This is a genomic window from Pseudobutyrivibrio xylanivorans (assembly GCF_010906925.1).
In the GTDB taxonomy this organism is placed as follows: Bacteria; Bacillota; Clostridia; order Lachnospirales; family Lachnospiraceae; genus Pseudobutyrivibrio.
The window spans coordinates 272,237-288,724 of record NZ_VTVE01000001.1; the positions used below are offsets into that span (position 1 = coordinate 272,237).

General features: G+C 38.6%; 17 protein-coding genes. 11 read left to right on the forward strand and 6 right to left on the reverse strand.

Annotated features, from left to right (window positions below):
* Window positions 1–130: 130 nt before the first annotated feature.
* Window positions 131–889 carry an aminoglycoside adenylyltransferase domain-containing protein gene (locus tag F0Q01_RS01350; protein ID WP_090485420.1) on the forward strand — a complete coding sequence of 253 codons (759 nt, stop codon included), beginning with the start codon at window positions 131–133 and terminating at the stop codon, window positions 887–889.
* A gap of 75 nt (window positions 890–964) precedes the next feature.
* Here F0Q01_RS01350 and F0Q01_RS01355 read toward each other — a convergent pair whose 3' ends face one another.
* Window positions 965–1,501, reverse strand: a complete 537-nt coding sequence (locus F0Q01_RS01355; protein WP_090485423.1) for a VanZ family protein — start codon at window positions 1,499–1,501, stop codon at window positions 965–967.
* Between the two features lie 148 nt (window positions 1,502–1,649).
* Between F0Q01_RS01355 and F0Q01_RS01360 the strand changes: the two genes are divergently transcribed.
* The 3 genes from F0Q01_RS01360 to F0Q01_RS01370 all read left to right on the forward strand — a co-directional run bounded on the left by F0Q01_RS01360 (window position 1,650) and on the right by F0Q01_RS01370 (window position 6,187).
* A complete protein-coding gene (locus F0Q01_RS01360; RefSeq protein ID WP_090485426.1) occupies window positions 1,650–2,201 on the forward strand; it encodes a TetR/AcrR family transcriptional regulator in 552 nt (183 codons plus the stop codon).
* A 141-nt stretch (window positions 2,202–2,342) separates the two neighbouring features.
* Entirely contained in the window at window positions 2,343–4,835 is a 2,493-nt protein-coding gene (locus tag F0Q01_RS01365; protein WP_090485429.1) for a response regulator, read from the forward strand.
* The gene (locus F0Q01_RS01370) at window positions 4,832–6,187 is read left to right on the forward strand and encodes an ABC transporter substrate-binding protein (protein WP_090485433.1); all 1,356 of its coding nucleotides are present in this window, start codon (window positions 4,832–4,834) and stop codon (window positions 6,185–6,187) included. The genes F0Q01_RS01365 and F0Q01_RS01370 overlap by 4 nt, the downstream gene beginning before the upstream one ends.
* A gap of 6 nt (window positions 6,188–6,193) precedes the next feature.
* On the opposite strand, the gene F0Q01_RS01375 is transcribed toward F0Q01_RS01370, so the two are convergent.
* On the reverse strand, window positions 6,194–6,775 hold the full coding sequence (locus F0Q01_RS01375; protein ID WP_090485436.1) for an Hpt domain-containing protein: 582 nt from the start codon (window positions 6,773–6,775) through the stop codon (window positions 6,194–6,196).
* Between the two features lie 97 nt (window positions 6,776–6,872).
* Here F0Q01_RS01375 and F0Q01_RS01380 point away from each other — a divergent pair, with 97 nt between their 5' ends.
* Complete coding sequence (locus F0Q01_RS01380; RefSeq protein WP_090485439.1) at window positions 6,873–7,880, forward strand: HD domain-containing phosphohydrolase; 1,008 nt, start codon at window positions 6,873–6,875, stop codon at window positions 7,878–7,880.
* On the opposite strand, the gene F0Q01_RS13910 is transcribed toward F0Q01_RS01380, so the two are convergent.
* Window positions 7,870–7,998, reverse strand: a complete 129-nt coding sequence (locus F0Q01_RS13910; protein ID WP_279279442.1) for a hypothetical protein — start codon at window positions 7,996–7,998, stop codon at window positions 7,870–7,872. The two genes, F0Q01_RS01380 and F0Q01_RS13910, sit on opposite strands and share 11 nt — an antisense overlap.
* A gap of 672 nt (window positions 7,999–8,670) precedes the next feature.
* On the opposite strand from F0Q01_RS13910, the gene F0Q01_RS01385 reads away from it, so the two are divergent.
* The 6 genes from F0Q01_RS01385 (at window position 8,671) to F0Q01_RS01410 (ending at window position 13,904) form a co-directional block, all read left to right on the forward strand.
* Window positions 8,671–9,468, forward strand: coding sequence for a hypothetical protein (locus F0Q01_RS01385; protein ID WP_090485441.1), 798 nt, complete (start codon window positions 8,671–8,673; stop codon window positions 9,466–9,468).
* Window positions 9,469–9,538: 70 nt separating this feature from the next.
* Window positions 9,539–10,372, forward strand: a complete 834-nt coding sequence (locus F0Q01_RS01390) for a deoxyribonuclease IV (protein WP_090485444.1) — start codon at window positions 9,539–9,541, stop codon at window positions 10,370–10,372.
* Between the two features lie 425 nt (window positions 10,373–10,797).
* Window positions 10,798–11,676, forward strand: coding sequence for a GGDEF domain-containing protein (locus F0Q01_RS01395; protein ID WP_330584255.1), 879 nt, complete (start codon window positions 10,798–10,800; stop codon window positions 11,674–11,676).
* A 94-nt stretch (window positions 11,677–11,770) separates the two neighbouring features.
* A complete protein-coding gene (locus F0Q01_RS01400) occupies window positions 11,771–12,646 on the forward strand; it encodes an aldose 1-epimerase family protein (protein ID WP_090485449.1) in 876 nt (291 codons plus the stop codon).
* 80 nt (window positions 12,647–12,726) lie between these two features.
* Window positions 12,727–13,209, forward strand: coding sequence for a GNAT family N-acetyltransferase (locus F0Q01_RS01405; protein WP_090152112.1), 483 nt, complete (start codon window positions 12,727–12,729; stop codon window positions 13,207–13,209).
* An 8-nt stretch (window positions 13,210–13,217) separates the two neighbouring features.
* Window positions 13,218–13,904 carry a DNA alkylation repair protein gene (locus F0Q01_RS01410; RefSeq protein WP_090485452.1) on the forward strand — a complete coding sequence of 229 codons (687 nt, stop codon included), beginning with the start codon at window positions 13,218–13,220 and terminating at the stop codon, window positions 13,902–13,904.
* An 85-nt stretch (window positions 13,905–13,989) separates the two neighbouring features.
* Here F0Q01_RS01410 and F0Q01_RS01415 read toward each other — a convergent pair whose 3' ends face one another.
* The 3 genes from F0Q01_RS01415 to F0Q01_RS01425 all read right to left on the reverse strand — a co-directional run bounded on the left by F0Q01_RS01415 (window position 13,990) and on the right by F0Q01_RS01425 (window position 16,444).
* A complete protein-coding gene (locus tag F0Q01_RS01415) occupies window positions 13,990–14,430 on the reverse strand; it encodes an Hsp20/alpha crystallin family protein (protein ID WP_090485455.1) in 441 nt (146 codons plus the stop codon).
* Between the two features lie 291 nt (window positions 14,431–14,721).
* A complete protein-coding gene (locus F0Q01_RS01420; RefSeq protein ID WP_143001124.1) occupies window positions 14,722–15,519 on the reverse strand; it encodes a hypothetical protein in 798 nt (265 codons plus the stop codon).
* Window positions 15,520–15,673: 154 nt separating this feature from the next.
* Window positions 15,674–16,444 (reverse strand): YlmH/Sll1252 family protein, encoded by a 771-nt coding sequence (locus tag F0Q01_RS01425; protein ID WP_090485458.1) that lies wholly within the window; start codon window positions 16,442–16,444, stop codon window positions 15,674–15,676.
* Window positions 16,445–16,488 lie beyond the last annotated feature (44 nt).

Here is a 16,488-nt window from a genome sequence, read left to right on the forward strand (position 1 = left end):
TTAAAAAAGTACTTAAAATCAAAAGAGCAGTAAAGAAGTATTACTACTGTCAAATAGTGGAGATGTGGATTATACATGTTGATAAAAATAGGTGAATTTGATAGCACAGAATGTTGGGATGAGGGGAGAAATGGATACAGTTACAAATAGTTTTGTAGAAAAGTCAAAAGAAATCTTGCAAGATAATTTGGTAGGAGTATATCTACATGGCTCTGCTGTTATGGGATGTTATAATCCTGCTAAGAGTGATATAGATCTGATTGTAGTAGTGAAGAATTCTATAGAGGATAAAGTAAAAAAATCCTTTATGGATATGGTGGTGGAATTAAACAGTAAGGGACCGGCTAAAGGAATTGAAATGAGTATTGTAAAGCAAAGTGTTTGCGAGTCGTTTGTTTACCCTACTCCCTTTGAACTACATTTTTCAGTTGCGCATCTGGATTGGTATGGAAAGAATCCTGATGATTATGTTTCGAAAATGAAGGGCGAGGATAAAGACCTTGCTGCGCATTTTACAATCATAAACCATAGGGGCAAGTGTCTATGTGGCGCTTCTATCAAAGATATTTTTGCTGACGTACCGGTGCAGTATTACATTGACTCTATCTGGAATGATATCGCTGAAGCGGAAGAGGAAATCACAGATAATCCAATATATATTATATTGAATCTGGCAAGAGTGCTTGCATATATTAAGGACGGGATTGTCCTTTCTAAGAAAGAGGGCGGCGAATGGGCATTGAAGAATGTTCATGAAAGATATCATAGTCTGATACAAGATGCACTGATAGAATATGAAGAGGACAGAAATATATCTTATGATACGAATCTTGCAAAGGATTATGCCAAATATATGGTGGGAGAAATTGCAAGCGAAAAAAACAAATGAAGGCAAGTGTGATAACACTCCATTGATAACATTTATAAAAGTGCCTTTGAATGCTTGCATTCAAAGGCACTTTTTTTAGTTCTTCTTCTGTGAGGCTTTTTTTATTCCGAAATATATGAGGCTTCCGATTACTACACCGGTTGTGTTCAAGATTAAGTCATCCACATCGCTGCAGTGGTCAAAGAAGAGCAGCTGAAAAATTTCGATAGAAAGTGAAAAGCCTCCGCCTGCCAGAATTGATTTTCCTATGGTATTAAGCTTTTTAAAGCAAAATGGCCACACGATTCCCACAGGAATAAACATTGCGATATTTCCGATTACGTTTGTCTTCCAACCATCATAAAAATCATTTACAAATGTAAAAGGCTTAAGGTTCATCCAGAAGGGCAAAATCCTTGAAGCATCAAAAACTATGGTTCCTAGGTGTCCATTTACAAGATGTAAAGGGAGCAGTACCATTCTTGAAATAACTACAATACAGATATAGACAAGGATGAGCTGTAGCTCTCTTAAGATATTTAATTTTTTTGTTAAAAGAAAGACTACTAATCTGGTGATAATCCAGCATAAAGTGATGAATCCAACAATCATATAAATATTTATTACTAGCATGTTTATTCTCCTTCTAATGTGTCACACTTGTGTCAAATATGAATATACTATATTATAAAATAATTAGAAGTCAACGGGAATTGCTAATGTGTCACATATTTACAATAGTGTAACACTTTATACAAATATACCATTGGGAGTGAGATTTATGAACAGAACTAACGGAAAAATAGCAGAAAAATCAAAAGAAGAAATGGGGAAGGCGCTGCTTAAGTGCATGAATCTATATGATTTTGGAGAAATTACTGTTACACAGATAGCCCAGGAGGCAAAGTTGTCTCGGCGAACCTTTTACAGGCTTTTCTCAAGCAAGGAAGAACTACTTGTTTTTCTGTTTGAATCATGGTTTCAGGAATTTTTTTTACAGGTAAAGGAAAGAGACATTCATCATTATTGGGATGTGGTTAAATGTTATTTTGAGTTTTGTGAAGAACGAAAATCATTGCTTTTTCTTTTAAAACAACAAAATATCTTAAACTCTTTCTTTGATCATATGTATCAAAAATCGCTTCAGGTTATGGAGTATGTTCATACTAAGGAAAAGACACAGAGCATGGAAAAGGAGGTACCTTATCTTTTGGCCTATAGTGTGGGCGGAATGTTTTGCATGTTGATCAAGTGGGTTGATAATGACATGGATGAGCCTTCGGACAAATTAATTGAACTGTTAAAGAGAGGTTACACGTCACCGAGGTTTTAGAAAGTTGACAGCAGACCGGACAGCGTTTTAGAACCGGCTCCATAGCGAATTAAAAGTTTTTTAACAAAATCGCTATAGGTTAGATGTTATAATTAATCTGTATCATAAACGTAAATTGTGTATTATTACAGAGGATGCAGATTGAAGAAAAGATACATTGTTATCATTAATATTTTGATAGTAGGTTTGATTCTTTTCATTATTGTAAAGTACGCTAACGACAGGGCGACAGAATCAAACCAGGCTTCAATTGCGTCTTTTGAGAAAATGACTACTACAACAGAGCAGATCGTGGCCAACTATTTGGAGGACGAGCAGCATCTGTGTGATATTTGGGCTAATTACATCAATAGGTCAGCGGAGGCAGGGACTCCTATGACTGTTGATGAGGCCATTTCATATATTAGAAAAGCAAAAATTTCTCCTGAGATCTCAGGACATCTTATTTATATTGACGACGGCTCTATGGCAGGTATTTCTACAACGGCTAGTTCTACAGACCCGTCCAATTTCTCCGTAAAGTATTCCCATATTAATATTTTTGAAAATCTAGAGATTAGCAACGTAGATGGTGTTGTTAATTTAACAAGGGCCTATACCAACCCTTTAAATGGCGTCCAGTCAATCGCCTTTTTGAATAACATACAGGTGGTGGACGGGGAAACAGGTAATATGCGAGATGCACTTATTATTCGCGTGGTACCGGTGAGCCGCCTTGAGCAGAAGCTGGTTTTCTTGAAGGGTGAGTATGAAAATGTTGAAATATCCCTTATCGATTGGGATGGCGACTACATGATTCATGGTAAATCACTTAAAAATAGCAATTTCTTCGAATACTTTAAATCATACAATCCTATGTCCGCCCAGGAATATGAGAATGTGGTGGAGACAATCCGCACAGATATAGGCTCCATGCACATTCGCAATTCTAAAAATGAGGACAGTGTGATTGCCTACGCTCCTTTAAGCAATTTAGATTCATGGTTTCTGGTGGCCTATATTCCTGCCAATGAACTGACGGTAAGCAGGTCAATTGATTGGATGATTCTAGGAATTGTCGCTTTGGGACTTATGATTCTTCTTCATTTTAATCTAGTGATTCTCCGCAACTACAATCGAAAGCTGGCTGTTGCAGCAGAGGCGGCAAATCAGGCTAATGAGGCGAAATCATATTTTCTTTCTACCATGTCCCATGATATCAGGACACCAATGAATGCCATAATTGGCATGAATGAAATGATTTTAAGAGACAGCCGGGATAATGATGTACTTATGTACTCAGAAAATATTAGAGCAGCGGGAAATACCCTGCTTGGCATTATCAATGATATCCTTGATTTTTCCAAAATTGAGGCTGGAAAAATGGAAATCATTGATGTGGACTACAATTTTGCTTCACTTTTAAATGATATTGTAAATATGGTGCAGCGAAAGGCTGATGAAAAGCAGCTTAATTTCAAGCTTGAGGTGGACAAAAACATACCGAGATGTCTCCATGGCGATGAAATAAGGATTAAGCAGGTCATCACTAATATTCTTTCAAACGCCGTCAAATATACAAGGGAAGGCAGCGTGACTTTTTCAATTGATAGTAGCAAATGTGAGGACAATCCTGATTATGTAAATCTCCATGTCAGCGTGGCGGATACTGGAATTGGAATAAGGGAAGAAGACCTTGATAAGCTATTTGAAGCCTTTGAGAGAATTGAGGAAAAGAAGAATCGAAATATAGAAGGCACTGGCCTTGGAATGGCAATTGCCCAGAGTTTTCTTAATATGATGGATAGCAAAATCCAGGTGGAAAGCCAGTACGGAAAAGGCTCTGTATTTTCATTTGACTTGAGACAAAAGGTGGTGAAATGGGAGCCACTGGGTGAGTTTGATGCTGCTTTCAAGAGCTTTCTTAAGGAGCGGGAGAAATACAAAGTTTCCTTTGTGGCACCTGATGCAAGAATATTGGTGGTTGATGATAATGAAATCAACCTAAAGGTGTTTGTAAATCTTCTTAGGCAGACCAAGATGCAGATAGATACGGCAGAAAGTGGAGATGCATGTATTGCTCTTTTTAAGCGTAATTTTTATGACGTGATTTTCCTGGATCACATGATGCCTAACAAGGATGGCATAGAGACCATTAGAGAAATGAAGGCCTATACCGACACGCCAAACAGTAAGACACCTATTATTTGTCTTACCGCAAATGCGGTATCAGGCATGCGAGAAATGTATATAAATGCCGGTTTTGATGACTATCTGACAAAACCAATTGATACGAAAAAGCTAGAAGGCATGCTGCTTACATATTTGTCCGCTGATTTAATCAAGGAAGTGGATGAAAAGAAGAAAAAGATTCTTGTAGTGGGTGAGAATATCGACTTTTTGCGAGGGGTTATGGCAAAGCTATCAGATATTTATGAGGTGGCAGTTGCAAAATCTACAGAGCAGGCCCAGGGATATTTAAAGACGCATGAAGTGGATTTATTACTGGTGGATTACCAGATGCCAAAATTGACTGATGTTGATGAGGGAAAAATCATAGGGGCCCATTTCGAAGAAATGAATGTGGAAGAAGTGGCTTCCTTGGCAGATGATTATTTTTCTAAGGTTGATGATAGTGGAAAGGAGAAGGCATGAATAGAGGAATTAAGACAATATTATCTATGACCCTTGTGGCAATGATGGGATTTAACTTGGCCAGCTGTGGTCAGGATCAGGGGCAGAATCAGAGCCAAGATCAAAGTTCAGAGCAAAGTGAACAGCATGAAGAAGCTAGCGAGGGCTTTTCTCCAAAATACTCATCTGACACTGAGTACAAGCTTTCCGTTGTTGGAACATATTCTAACTTTGAATCCCTCGAGAGCACTATCGATAGGTTCTACGAATATTATCCAAATGGGGAGATTACCTACACATTTTTGGATGACTACAGAAATACAATAGGGCCTGCCCTGGCTGGACAGGAGCCACCAGATATCTATGTGGTGCAGCCTTGGATGTATGGAAATCCACTATTTACATCACTATTTGACGATGCAGAAGTGCTCTCTGCTCCGGAGCTTGAAATCAACCTAGATTGCATACGTCCAAGTGTTAAGTGGGAGATGGATAATGGTCAAATAGTGGCTCTTCCAGTATTTGCCACATCCTATGGAATGCTTGTGAATATGGATATTTTTGAAAAAGAAGGCCTTGAGATTCCAGAGACATTTGATGAACTAAAAGTAGTATGTGAAAAGCTAAAAGATGCAGGCTATGCTTCTCCTGTCATGGGGGCAAACACTTCAACAACTCCAGGTATCGGCTACGCTTTTGCATATCCTATGTTTGCAAAAACTGTAAAAGATGATAGAAGCGTCGAGGATGACCTTAATAATCTGGTACCTTCTGCAGGTGAAGTCATGAGAGAGTCCCTTACTAGATTAAAGGAGCTTGTGGATTTAGGTTGCATAGATGTAGATAAATGTACAGCTGAAATTGAAGATGATTACAATGCAGTTATTATGAGATTTTTTGAGGGAGATGTTCCGATGATGCTTTGCTCTGGGGACGTTGTTTCTGGAACTAAAAAGAGAGAGAGTAAGTCAGAAGCATTTTCTGCTAAGCCTTTTAGATATGATTTTTATGTAGCACCTTCTGGAGACGAGGGCGGATACTTTATGGATTCAATTTCCATATTATTCTGCGTAAACAAAAACAGCGCAACCCTTGATATGACCAATGAATTTATCAGATTCCTAACTAGTGATGATGAACTTGGACGCATGGCCCTAGAAAAAAGACTTATTACACCTACCAAAGATTATTCTCTTGACGAAGTCTATGCTTCCCTGGGGGATTTTCCTGAGGAGCGGACCGTAAACTTTAGGGATACAGAAATTCTCGACACGGCGGTAAAGCAGTTCAGAGCAGCGGCTTACGCAGTTGTTAATGGAGAGATGACCGTTGATGAAGCAGTGGCAAGCTACGGAACAATACCTACTGATTAACACAGATTAGAGAGAACTTAGGATTTGTTTAGCTAGCTCTTTTGCTTCGTCGTAATCAAGATTGGAAACAAGCTTATCAAGAGCAGTAATTTTTTCTGAAAGTTCTTCATGGCAGTCATAAGAAAAGAGCTGTTTTGTAGCCTCTTCAGCAGCGCCAAGATCAAAATCATCAACTGCTTTAATAAGGGTGTTCAAGATATTTGACAGGGCATTTTTGTCAAAGCTTTTTTGACCGGTATTATCATTTGAAGCAAATGGCTGAAGATAAGGCTTTAGCGCTCTAAGCGAGTCAAGAATCCCTGGTGTAAGCTTTTGGATTTCAGGTACATTGTTGTCCTTACCTAGCTTTTCTAGGGTAAAGAAATCTTCACCTAAATCCATGGCCCCAATCATGCGGCAGGTGGTTTTTAGGGAATGGACCTGGACAGTAAAGTTTTGGATGTCCCCTTGCATTAGGTAGGATTCTACCAGATTGATTTTATCATCCATTAGTTTATATACATCGCCGAGAAGCTCTGTAAAGAGCTCCTCAGAGCCAGAGTTTTGGATAGCTTTTGTTATATCAATACCAGGAATATTAATGTTCATAAATGCCCCTCCATGATTTGAGTATACCACTATTGAATTAGGGTATAAACCCATGGAAAATATCACCATTGGAAGGCATATCTTATAGGAGGTAGAAATGATTCCGCAGATTGTAGTTATTGATGATGATCCTATAATTTTAAAAAGAGCCTGGAACACTCTCACAAGTGCTGGTCTCAAGGTAGTGGCACTAAAATCCGGCAAAGCACTTTTGGAGTATATTAAAGACAATTCTGCTCCAGACCTTATTTTGATGGATATTAGTATGCCTGAAATGGATGGATTCGAAACGGTCAAGGCCCTTAAAAAGAGCGAGGCTGCTTGGAGAGATACCCCAGTGATTTTTCTGACAGGAAATGAGGATGAGGATACAGAGACGAAGGGACTTTCTCTAGGAGCCATGGATTTTATTAGAAAGCCATTTGTTGCCAGTGTCCTTGTGCTTAGGGTTAAGCACGCAGTGGAGCTCATAAGACTGCAAAGAAATCTTGAAAGTGTGGTAGACGAGAAGACAAAGGAAAATGAAAATCTTTTCTTGCACGTTGTGGAGAGTCTTGCAGACGCCATTGATGCCAAGGACAATTATACTAAAGGCCATTCCGGAAGAGTGGCAGCCTATTCCAAGGAAATCGCAAGAAGATACGGCTATGACGAAAAGCGACAGGAGAATATTTTCATGATGGGACTTCTTCATGATGTTGGCAAGATTGGAGTTCCCGATGAAGTGATTAACAAGCCGGGAAGGCTTACGGATGAGGAGTTTGCCGCTATAAAAAAGCACCCTGGCATTGGCGGCAAGATTCTAGGCAATATAAAGGAAATGCCAGAGCTTGCAGCAGGGGCAAAATGGCATCATGAAAGGTACGATGGAAAAGGATATCCAGAGGGAATTGCAGGAGACGAAATCCCAGAGGAAGCCAGAATTATTGCTGTGGCTGATGCATACGATGCCATGACCAGCAACCGAAGCTACAGAGGCGCCCTGCCTCTAGAAATAGTTCGCGGCGAAATAGAAAAGGGTAAAGGAAACCAGTTTGACCCGAAGTTTGCAGATATTATGCTTGAAATGATTGATGATGGCAGTGTGACCACTATTATTTTATAAAATCAGGTCTTTCCTCCGTAATATATGAACAAGCTACCTTTGAAGGGTGTGGCTCGCCAGCAGATGAAGTTAATTGCTTGCAGTGCTTTGCATGGCAAAACTCTATTTTATATGACATTTAAGGTTATTATGTGGAACAGTGAACAATTTGTGTAATAAGAAAAAATCTGTTGACAAAATATATTCAAGACGTTATATTTATCTGCGAGTTATGATTTATATCTATTTTTTATCACTTTTTGTGACATGTCGTCACGACTTTCCAAATTTTTACTAGTTATATGACATGCGGGAGCTTTATGAGAAGTTTGGTTTTGAAATAGGTATAGGAGAAGCTTAGCATGGCGATACAGCTATGCTAGGTTTGTTCTCCATTTTTTAGCGAATACATAACTTATTTCACGACATTTTTACATTTTGTGGATTATCTTGAGCCGATTTACGGGTTTATTTTATGAAAGCCTAAAATACCCGTAAGTGGGCAATTTCAAAAATTTCTGGAATCGAAAACCTACGGGTATTTTTCGATTTTCTGAAAATGTACCGTAGCCTTTTTTGCACTGCTACGGTAAATATTTAAAGTTCTTTATTTTCACCGTAAAGTAAGAAGATGAATAGAAAGTGGACTACGGGGATTTTCTAAAAAAATAGAAAAAAACCGTAATCGAAAAATTTGCAGGGAGAAATCCTACGGTGCAAAATGCAATTTTGCAAATAAACCCGTAGGTTTTCGATTCTGGCCCTGAATTTAAGAGCCAAAAGAGACAAGCGGTCTAAAAAAGGAGTAGTTATGGAAAATTTAAATGAAAAACTAGAGGAACAGCTTAAGGAGATAAGTGCATTAGTTAAGAAATCGAATAAAAGCTTATTGAAATTCTCTGATTTACCAAAGGGGCATATACATGTATCCAAGAGCAATGGTGTGTACCAGTACTATTACGTGGATAGGACATTGAATACTAAAAAGTATATTAGTGGAAAAGAGATTAAGCTGATTAAGCGCATAATGCAAAGGGACTATGAGCTTGCTATTAACAAAAGACTAAAGGATATGCAAAACAAGCTACAAAGATTCCTAAAAGGATATGATGTGGATTCGATTGAACGTATTTTTGTTGATATGAATTCTGGCAGAAAGATACTTGTAACGCCATTTATTGAAACTAGTGAGAATTATATCCAATCATGGTATGAGGAGAATCCAGGGATGCAAAATCCATTTCCAGATGATGGTGTTTTCTTAACAAATAGGGGAGAATTGGTTAGATCTAAATCGGAAAAAATTATCGCGGATGCATTAGATAAATATAATGTGCCATATCAGTATGAACCAATGCTAGAACTAGGTCATAGTACCGTATATCCGGATTTTATTACCTTAAATGTGAGAAAACGTCAGACCATGTATTGGGAGCACCTAGGTATCGTATCTGATTTAGAATATGCATCAAAGAATTTTATGAAGATTCAGCAATATGAGAAGAATGGATACATGGTGGGAAGAGACTTGATATGTACGATGGAGTCAGTGGACATGCCTTTAGAGGTAAAAAATGTAGAACAAAAGATTAAAGAGTTTTTGCTGTAGTCTGCTTCAAGATGGATTATACTATAATACATAAGTTATAATATAAGACAAAAAGAACGGAGACATAAGCATGATATACATAGGATGTCACTTATCGGTGACAAATGGTTATGAGGCAATGGGACGTCAGATGACGGAATTCGGAGGCAATACCTTTGCTTGGTTTACGAGAAATCCAAGAGGCGGGAAGGCCAAAGAAATCGATGGTGCAGACGTTAAAAAGCTTCAGGCTATTCTTGAGAAGGAGAAGTTTGGCAAACTGGTTGCTCATGCTAGCTATACAATGAATTTATGCTCTGCCAAGGAAGAGACTAGAGCCAATGGACTAGATATGCTTAAGCAGGATCTAAAGCGTATGGAGCAGGTGCCTAATCAGCTCTACAATTTTCATCCAGGTTCTCACACAGGTCAGGGACCGGAGGTTGGGATACAGCAGATAGCAGATGGACTGAATGAGTCTCTTTGGCCTGAGATGAAGACTACAGTCTTGCTTGAGACTATGGCAGGCAAGGGCTCTGAGGTTGGAAAGACATTTGAGGAGCTCAGAGAAATTATCGATAGAACTACCCTTAATGAAAAGCTAGGCGTGTGCCTTGATACATGCCATATCTGGGATGGGGGATACGATATTGTAAATGATTTGGATGGAGTCCTTACAAAGTTTGACAAGGTTATAGGTCTAGATCGTCTTAAGGCTATCCATTTCAATGATAGTAAAAATGAATGTGGTGCAGCAAAGGACCGTCATGAGAAGCTGGGCCAGGGGTGTATTGGAATGGAGGCAATGAAGAGGATTGCACTTCATCCTGCTCTTCAGAATCTTCCATTTATCCTAGAGACTCCAAATGATGACCAGGGATACATCGAGGAAATCGCCTTGGTCAATTCATGGATGAATGATTAATTTTAGAGCAAGTTTTGTTGCAAAATATGCGGTAGTTGCAATAAAATGAACCTAGAGAAACTGTAGAAAAGACACAATTTTATAAACATATGATGGTACAATCAAAAGATAGCAATGGATAATTGTTTATTTTAGCGAGGCATAAAATGGTTGAAATACCTAGTTGGCTGGTACTAAATTTTTTCACATCGTTCCTTCTGATTCTTCTTTTGGTGTTTCAGAACAAAACTTCCAGGTTGCAGAAAGGTCGTAAATACTCTGCAATTCTTACTTGTACGCTTATTTTACTAATTTCAGAATCAATAGGAAGAGTAGGAGAATACAATCCTGACAATCTCTTATTCTTGGCTAGAATCGGATATTTTTTGATTTTCATATTAGATCCGGTGGATATTTTATTTGCGGTTAACTACGTAGATTGCTGGATGGATAACGAAAATAGCAGGCCGCGCAAGAGATTCAAAAATGCCTTTAGAGCATTTGCAATCGCAAACGGTGTGTTTGTTACCCTATCATCATTTTTTAGACTTAGATGGTTTTTCTACTTTGAAGATGGATTATATTACAGAGGCAGTTTGTACATAATAAGAGCACTGCTTGTGATGCTGTTTATCATTTTGCTTTTAGTATACACAGTGGTGTTTAGAAAAGATTTCATGAGTGAATACAAAAATATGATTTTGGTTCTCCCACTCTTTTCACTATTAGGTGCAATATGCCAAGTGTTCTTTTATAACATGGATACCACTTATGCAGGAATATCACTAGGATGTTTGGTGCTGTTTTTCTTCTTCCAGAGCAATGACGTTAATATCGATTATTTATCTGGTGTGCTGAATCGACGTGGTATCGATATCAAGCTGGATGAGATGATAAAAAATAGTCAGTCCTCAGGCAAAAATTTTGCGGCTATTATGATGGATCTTGATAATTTCAAAACCATCAATGATACCTTTGGTCATGAAGAAGGCGACAAAGCCATAAAACAGATGGCCGATATTTTGACCAATTCCTTTGATGAAGATGCATCAATTGGCCGATTCGGAGGAGATGAGTTCTTCGTAATTACGGATAATGTATCTAAAATTGAGCTTGATATGATTATCAATGAAGTTAGAGAAAAGCTTGCCCACATTAGGGACAAGCGTGGATGGGACAAAAATGTTGACATAAGCTGTGGATATTCTATTTACGTTTCAACCAGCAATATGGCTAGAGAAGAATTCGCTGAGATATTAGATGCTCTTATGTACAATGAAAAAGAAGAGCACCATAAAAATATGGAGCAATTGGTGGACGCTTAAAGATAATTCCACTACACATAGAATTTAGTGTTTTCAACCTCCCTTGATTCTAGTATAGTTAATCTATGAAACTAGAGGATAGGGAGGTTTTCTTGTGTTATACACTATTGAAAATGAAAAGATAAAATTAACAGTTGCCGACCACGGCGCAGAGATTAAGTCTCTTATTAGAAAAGCTGATGGAAGAGAGCTTATGTGGCAGGCCGACGGCGCATTTTGGGCACGTACTTCTCCAGTACTTTTCCCACTTGTAGGCAATTATTATGGAAAGAAATCAATTTATGCTGGCAAGACATATGAGATGGGTCAGCATGGATTTGCTAGAGATATGGATTTTACCCTTGTATCTCAGAGCGCAGATGAGCTTGTTTTTACATTAAAAGATAATGAGGAGACAAAGGAGAAATACCCATTTTCTTTCATCCTTACTCTTAGCTATAAGATTACAGATGGTACTGTAAATGTAGGTTGGCAGGTTGAAAATCCAAATGATTCCAAGATGTATTTTTCAATCGGCGGACATCCAGCATTTAACTGCGATTTAGATACATGGACTCTTAGATTTGAAAAAGCAGGAAAGGTAAATGATACAGTTACAGCATTTATCATTTCCTCAGATGGCAGCGGATGCCTAGGAGATGAGAAGGAGAAACTTGCCCTTGATAATGGCATTCTTCATATGTCTGATGAGCTTTTTAGCAGAGACGCTCTCATTATCGAAGACCGCCAGTCAGATCAGGTTACTCTTGTAAATCCAGATGGTGTGGACCAGTTATCGGTAAAATTTGATGCACCACTTTTTGGAGTGTGGTCGCCAGTTGGCAAGCATGCACCATTTGTATGTATCGAGCCATGGTATGGACGTTGCGACAGAGTGGGATTTAATCAAAAGCTTGAGGAGAGAGAATACGGAAATACCCTTGAGGCAGGCGAAGTATTCAAGACTTCCTACGATATTATTTGTAAATAAACAGCCTAATAGAACCCCTAAGATGTATAGAATGGCTTAGGGGTTTTATAGAATTTTTAAGCAGCTACATGGAGAATAAAATGAGAAAAATAGAGCATGCAACCAGAGCAGATGCAGAGGAAATATTAGCTCTTTATAGGACTCAGCTGGGAAGGCAGTACTGCCCATGGACAGAAGAATATCCCACCATGGATGAAATCGATTTTGATTTAGGTCGTGACTCTCTTTTTATTATGAGAGAGGGGGAGAAAATTATTGCCGCCATCTCTATTGATGATGATGAGCTGGTAAATGAATTGCCACATTGGACAAATGAATTGCAGCCAGGTGGGGAGCTTTCTCGCCTTGCGGTGGACCCAGAATTTCAGAGTCAAGGCATTGCCAAGGAAATGATTAACTATGGTATGAAGACACTGAAGGAAAGAGATTTCAAAAGCCTTCATTTTCTTGTGAATCGCCATAACTTAAAGGCTATGAAGAGCTATGCAGCCTTTGGTTTTAACAAGGTGGGAGAATGTGAGCTTTACGACCAGCCTATGTTTTGCTATGAGATGAAGCTTTAGGGGGAGATATGATTGCAGAGGAAATCAAAGAAGGGCTGAATGCCCGCCAGGATGTGGAGTATAGAGATTTTCAGTCAAACCTGATTCCAAATGTGGGCATTGATTATTTTGTGGGAGTCAGGACACCTGAACTTAGAAAATATGCCAAGGAACTTGGCAAAAGAGATGATGTGTCAGAGTTTTTAGATCAGTTGCCACACCAGCTGTTTGATGAAAATCAACTTCATGCATTTATTATTTCAGATATGAAAGACTACGGAAAATGTATGGAGAGGCTCAATCAATTTTTACCTTATGTAAATAACTGGGCCACATGCGACCAGATGTCTCCAAAGATTTTTAAGAAGCATAAAAAAGAATTGCTACAGGAGATTTATACCTGGATAAAGTCCGATGAGACGTATACAATTCGATTTGCCATTAAGATGCTGATGGAGCATTTTTTAGATGAGGATTTTGACATTAAGTATGCCAAGATGGTAGCTAAGGTGCGCTCTGAGGAGTACTACGTAAATATGATGATTGCCTGGTATTTTGCTACGGCACTAGCCAAGCAGTACCATAGCATTTTGCCATTTATTACTGAAAAAAAGCTTGAAAAGTGGACTCACAACAAGACTATTCAAAAGGCTGTAGAAAGTTTTAGAATCACTCCAGAGCAAAAAACGTATTTACGAACTTTAAAAATAAAATAGTTTAAACAAAAATAATCCCCAGCAATTTTACTTGCTGGGGATTTGGCATTTAGGAAAAATCCTGTATAAAAAGGGGGAAAAATGGTTAGCCTTCAATGGCTATGTATTTTGTCTCATCATTCTGAGGGATTGCTTCTTTCTTAGGAATATTCAAGCTAAGTACACCGTCCTTAAAGGCTGCGTGAATATCTTCCTGAGTAACTGCATCGCCTACGTAGAAGCTACGGCTGCAAGAACCTGTGTAACGCTCGCGGCGGATGTATTTGCCGTCATCATCTTTTTCATCATTGTTCTGATTAGTCTCGGCTTTGATTGTGAGATAGCCATCCTTAAGCTCTGCTTTAATATCTTCTTTTGCAAATCCAGGAAGATTCATATCAACTTGATATCCATTTTCATTTTCTTTTACATCAGTTGTCATCATACGTGAGAAGTCATTGTCATATGAGTGACCAAAACCTGTTACACGTGGTACTGAGAAGAAATCATCCATAAAATCATTTGAAAAAATACTAGGCATTAACATAATTACTACCTCCTTAAATATATATGATATTGTAATAATCCCGTTAGGTGACTGATGGGTCAGTCAAGTTGGTTCAGGAACATTTTGTTTTTATTTGTTCCCTTGTTGTAACTATGTTATACACCCTGAATTAGCACTCGTCAATAGAGAGTGCTAATAATTTATAATTATTTAAGAATTATTTTATAAATTGTCAGATAATGAGCCTGGGGTGGTGAACTGCGATAAGAAAAACCACCAAAGAAAAATCCCCTTGGCCAGGCCAAAGGGATAAAGGGGAACACATCCTAATTAGTTTAGGTGGTCATATAAAGTTAAGTCGTAGTGTTTTGAGTACATATCGTCTAGGGTATTTACATCAATGGCACCACTGAACATCAACTTGTCAAAAGTTTGGTTGAATGTATTTTTCATATAGTCCTGATAACTTAAGTAAGCGAAAGTCTCTATGATAGAGGCGTTAGGCTTAAAAATGGTATCAAGATTTATGATGTCTTCATTTGGTAAATATGTGCTCGTGCTAAGTGAGAAAAAGCGGACCAATATAATCGGACAAACAGGCGTAGAACTGTCATGGAAAAAAGCGGTTACACGTACAGCCTCGTCCATTCCTCCGCTGAGAACATAGCTGCCGATCTCTTCTGAAGTAATGGCGTAGTTGGCATCCTTTACCTCATAATTATCATAATCCTGGAAAGAAAGCACTGGCTCAGTTTTCCTTCCTTCGGTCTGTCTAGATTGATAAGTAAATTTATCTGCAGCAGTGGAAATCTTTTGAAGCTCGCTAAAAAGACCCATGTTTCCAATAGTGATAGCAGTATGGCGGGCAAATTCAATGAGCTCTATAAAGTTGTAAATTTTGTCGTCGGAAAAATCTGCAGGCTTAATGGCATCGATACTAGAGTCGCTAAAGAGCAGGTCGTTGTTGTTGTCTCGAATGTAAGAAATGGCTTTTTGAAATTCAGTGAAGCGACATCTGTGTAAATCAATATCCCGTAGGTCGTCCATAGATAACGGGACTTCTATTTCGTTGTCATTATTTGTCTCAATCTGATAATTCAGATGAGTCTTGAATAATATGTCATTCATAACCATATGACACCCTCCCACTTATAAGTATAATACCATATTTTGTACCAGTGGGGTAGTATGACACTATATGTAGAATAAACTTTGTGTAAATATACTAAAATGGAGGGTGGGGAATTAGTGATATAATATAACGATTTGGCGTTATTTGGCTCTATTTGGCCCCAAATACCTCAACTGTAAGGTTTAATTTGCCCTTTTTTGAAAGTCCTCCCTCAGAGACAATGTTGAATTTTCCAAATCCACGTACTGAAACAGAGTCCCCAGCGGCTAGGATTTTATCGTTATTCTCTACGATGTGGCCGTTAACAGATACCTTTTTTTCGGTGAAATAAGGGATAGTATCCTTGCGGCTTAGGTTGTAAACTCGTGCGATGATTGCATCAGCCCTAGGAGATGCCACCTGGATAGTGGATTCCTTGAGATTGGCCTGCTTGTAGGACTCTGGCAGTTCAGAAAAAGAACATTTTACTGAGTTGCGGCCCACTGAGACAAAGTTTTCCAAAAGGTAATCTGCGGTGGATTCGTCTGCGTACATGTAGGCGTCCATGCCATCGACGAAGATGTCGCCAAATTTTTTCCTATCTATTCCAAGGCTCATAAGGCTGCCTAGGTAGTCACGGTGGGTGTAAGCCTTGGCAAATTTCTTGGCAAGTGGCTCAATCTTGATACATTTAATAGGAAAATCTACTTTATAGCCAAAGTCTTTTTCGCTGCCAAAGCGCGCCATTTTTCTCTCGCAATTTTCATAGCCACCAAACAAATCGTAGGCGATAGGGGCAAATGATTTATCCCTAGTAGCCTGGAAAAATAGGTCCTGCTGGCTGAGACTCAAAAAGTCGGAAAACACGTAAATGTTATTTTTGTAAGCCCTGTTTGAAAGCTCAATTATTCTATTGTAAAGGATTTGATCCTGCTCGTTCATGGTTACCTCGTGAAATAGTTTCATATATAAAATGTGTAACTAGC

What these genes read in the sequence shown, in the direction of transcription:
- F0Q01_RS01350 (WP_090485420.1), top strand. Translation starts at nt 131, where the DNA reads ATGGATACAGTTACAAATAGTTTTGTAGAAAAGTCAAAAGAAATCTTG.
- F0Q01_RS01355 (WP_090485423.1), bottom strand. Translation starts at nt 1,501, where the DNA reads ATGCTAGTAATAAATATTTATATGATTGTTGGATTCATCACTTTATGC.
- F0Q01_RS01360 (WP_090485426.1), top strand. Translation starts at nt 1,650, where the DNA reads ATGAACAGAACTAACGGAAAAATAGCAGAAAAATCAAAAGAAGAAATG.
- F0Q01_RS01370 (WP_090485433.1), top strand. Translation starts at nt 4,832, where the DNA reads ATGAATAGAGGAATTAAGACAATATTATCTATGACCCTTGTGGCAATG.
- F0Q01_RS01375 (WP_090485436.1), bottom strand. Translation starts at nt 6,775, where the DNA reads ATGAACATTAATATTCCTGGTATTGATATAACAAAAGCTATCCAAAAC.
- F0Q01_RS01380 (WP_090485439.1), top strand. Translation starts at nt 6,873, where the DNA reads ATGATTCCGCAGATTGTAGTTATTGATGATGATCCTATAATTTTAAAA.
- F0Q01_RS13910 (WP_279279442.1), bottom strand. Translation starts at nt 7,998, where the DNA reads ATGTCATATAAAATAGAGTTTTGCCATGCAAAGCACTGCAAGCAATTA.
- F0Q01_RS01385 (WP_090485441.1), top strand. Translation starts at nt 8,671, where the DNA reads ATGGAAAATTTAAATGAAAAACTAGAGGAACAGCTTAAGGAGATAAGT.
- F0Q01_RS01390 (WP_090485444.1), top strand. Translation starts at nt 9,539, where the DNA reads ATGATATACATAGGATGTCACTTATCGGTGACAAATGGTTATGAGGCA.
- F0Q01_RS01395 (WP_330584255.1), top strand. Translation starts at nt 10,798, where the DNA reads ATGGATAACGAAAATAGCAGGCCGCGCAAGAGATTCAAAAATGCCTTT.
- F0Q01_RS01405 (WP_090152112.1), top strand. Translation starts at nt 12,727, where the DNA reads ATGAGAAAAATAGAGCATGCAACCAGAGCAGATGCAGAGGAAATATTA.
- F0Q01_RS01410 (WP_090485452.1), top strand. Translation starts at nt 13,218, where the DNA reads ATGATTGCAGAGGAAATCAAAGAAGGGCTGAATGCCCGCCAGGATGTG.
- F0Q01_RS01415 (WP_090485455.1), bottom strand. Translation starts at nt 14,430, where the DNA reads ATGTTAATGCCTAGTATTTTTTCAAATGATTTTATGGATGATTTCTTC.
- F0Q01_RS01420 (WP_143001124.1), bottom strand. Translation starts at nt 15,519, where the DNA reads ATGAATGACATATTATTCAAGACTCATCTGAATTATCAGATTGAGACA.
- F0Q01_RS01425 (WP_090485458.1), bottom strand. Translation starts at nt 16,444, where the DNA reads ATGAACGAGCAGGATCAAATCCTTTACAATAGAATAATTGAGCTTTCA.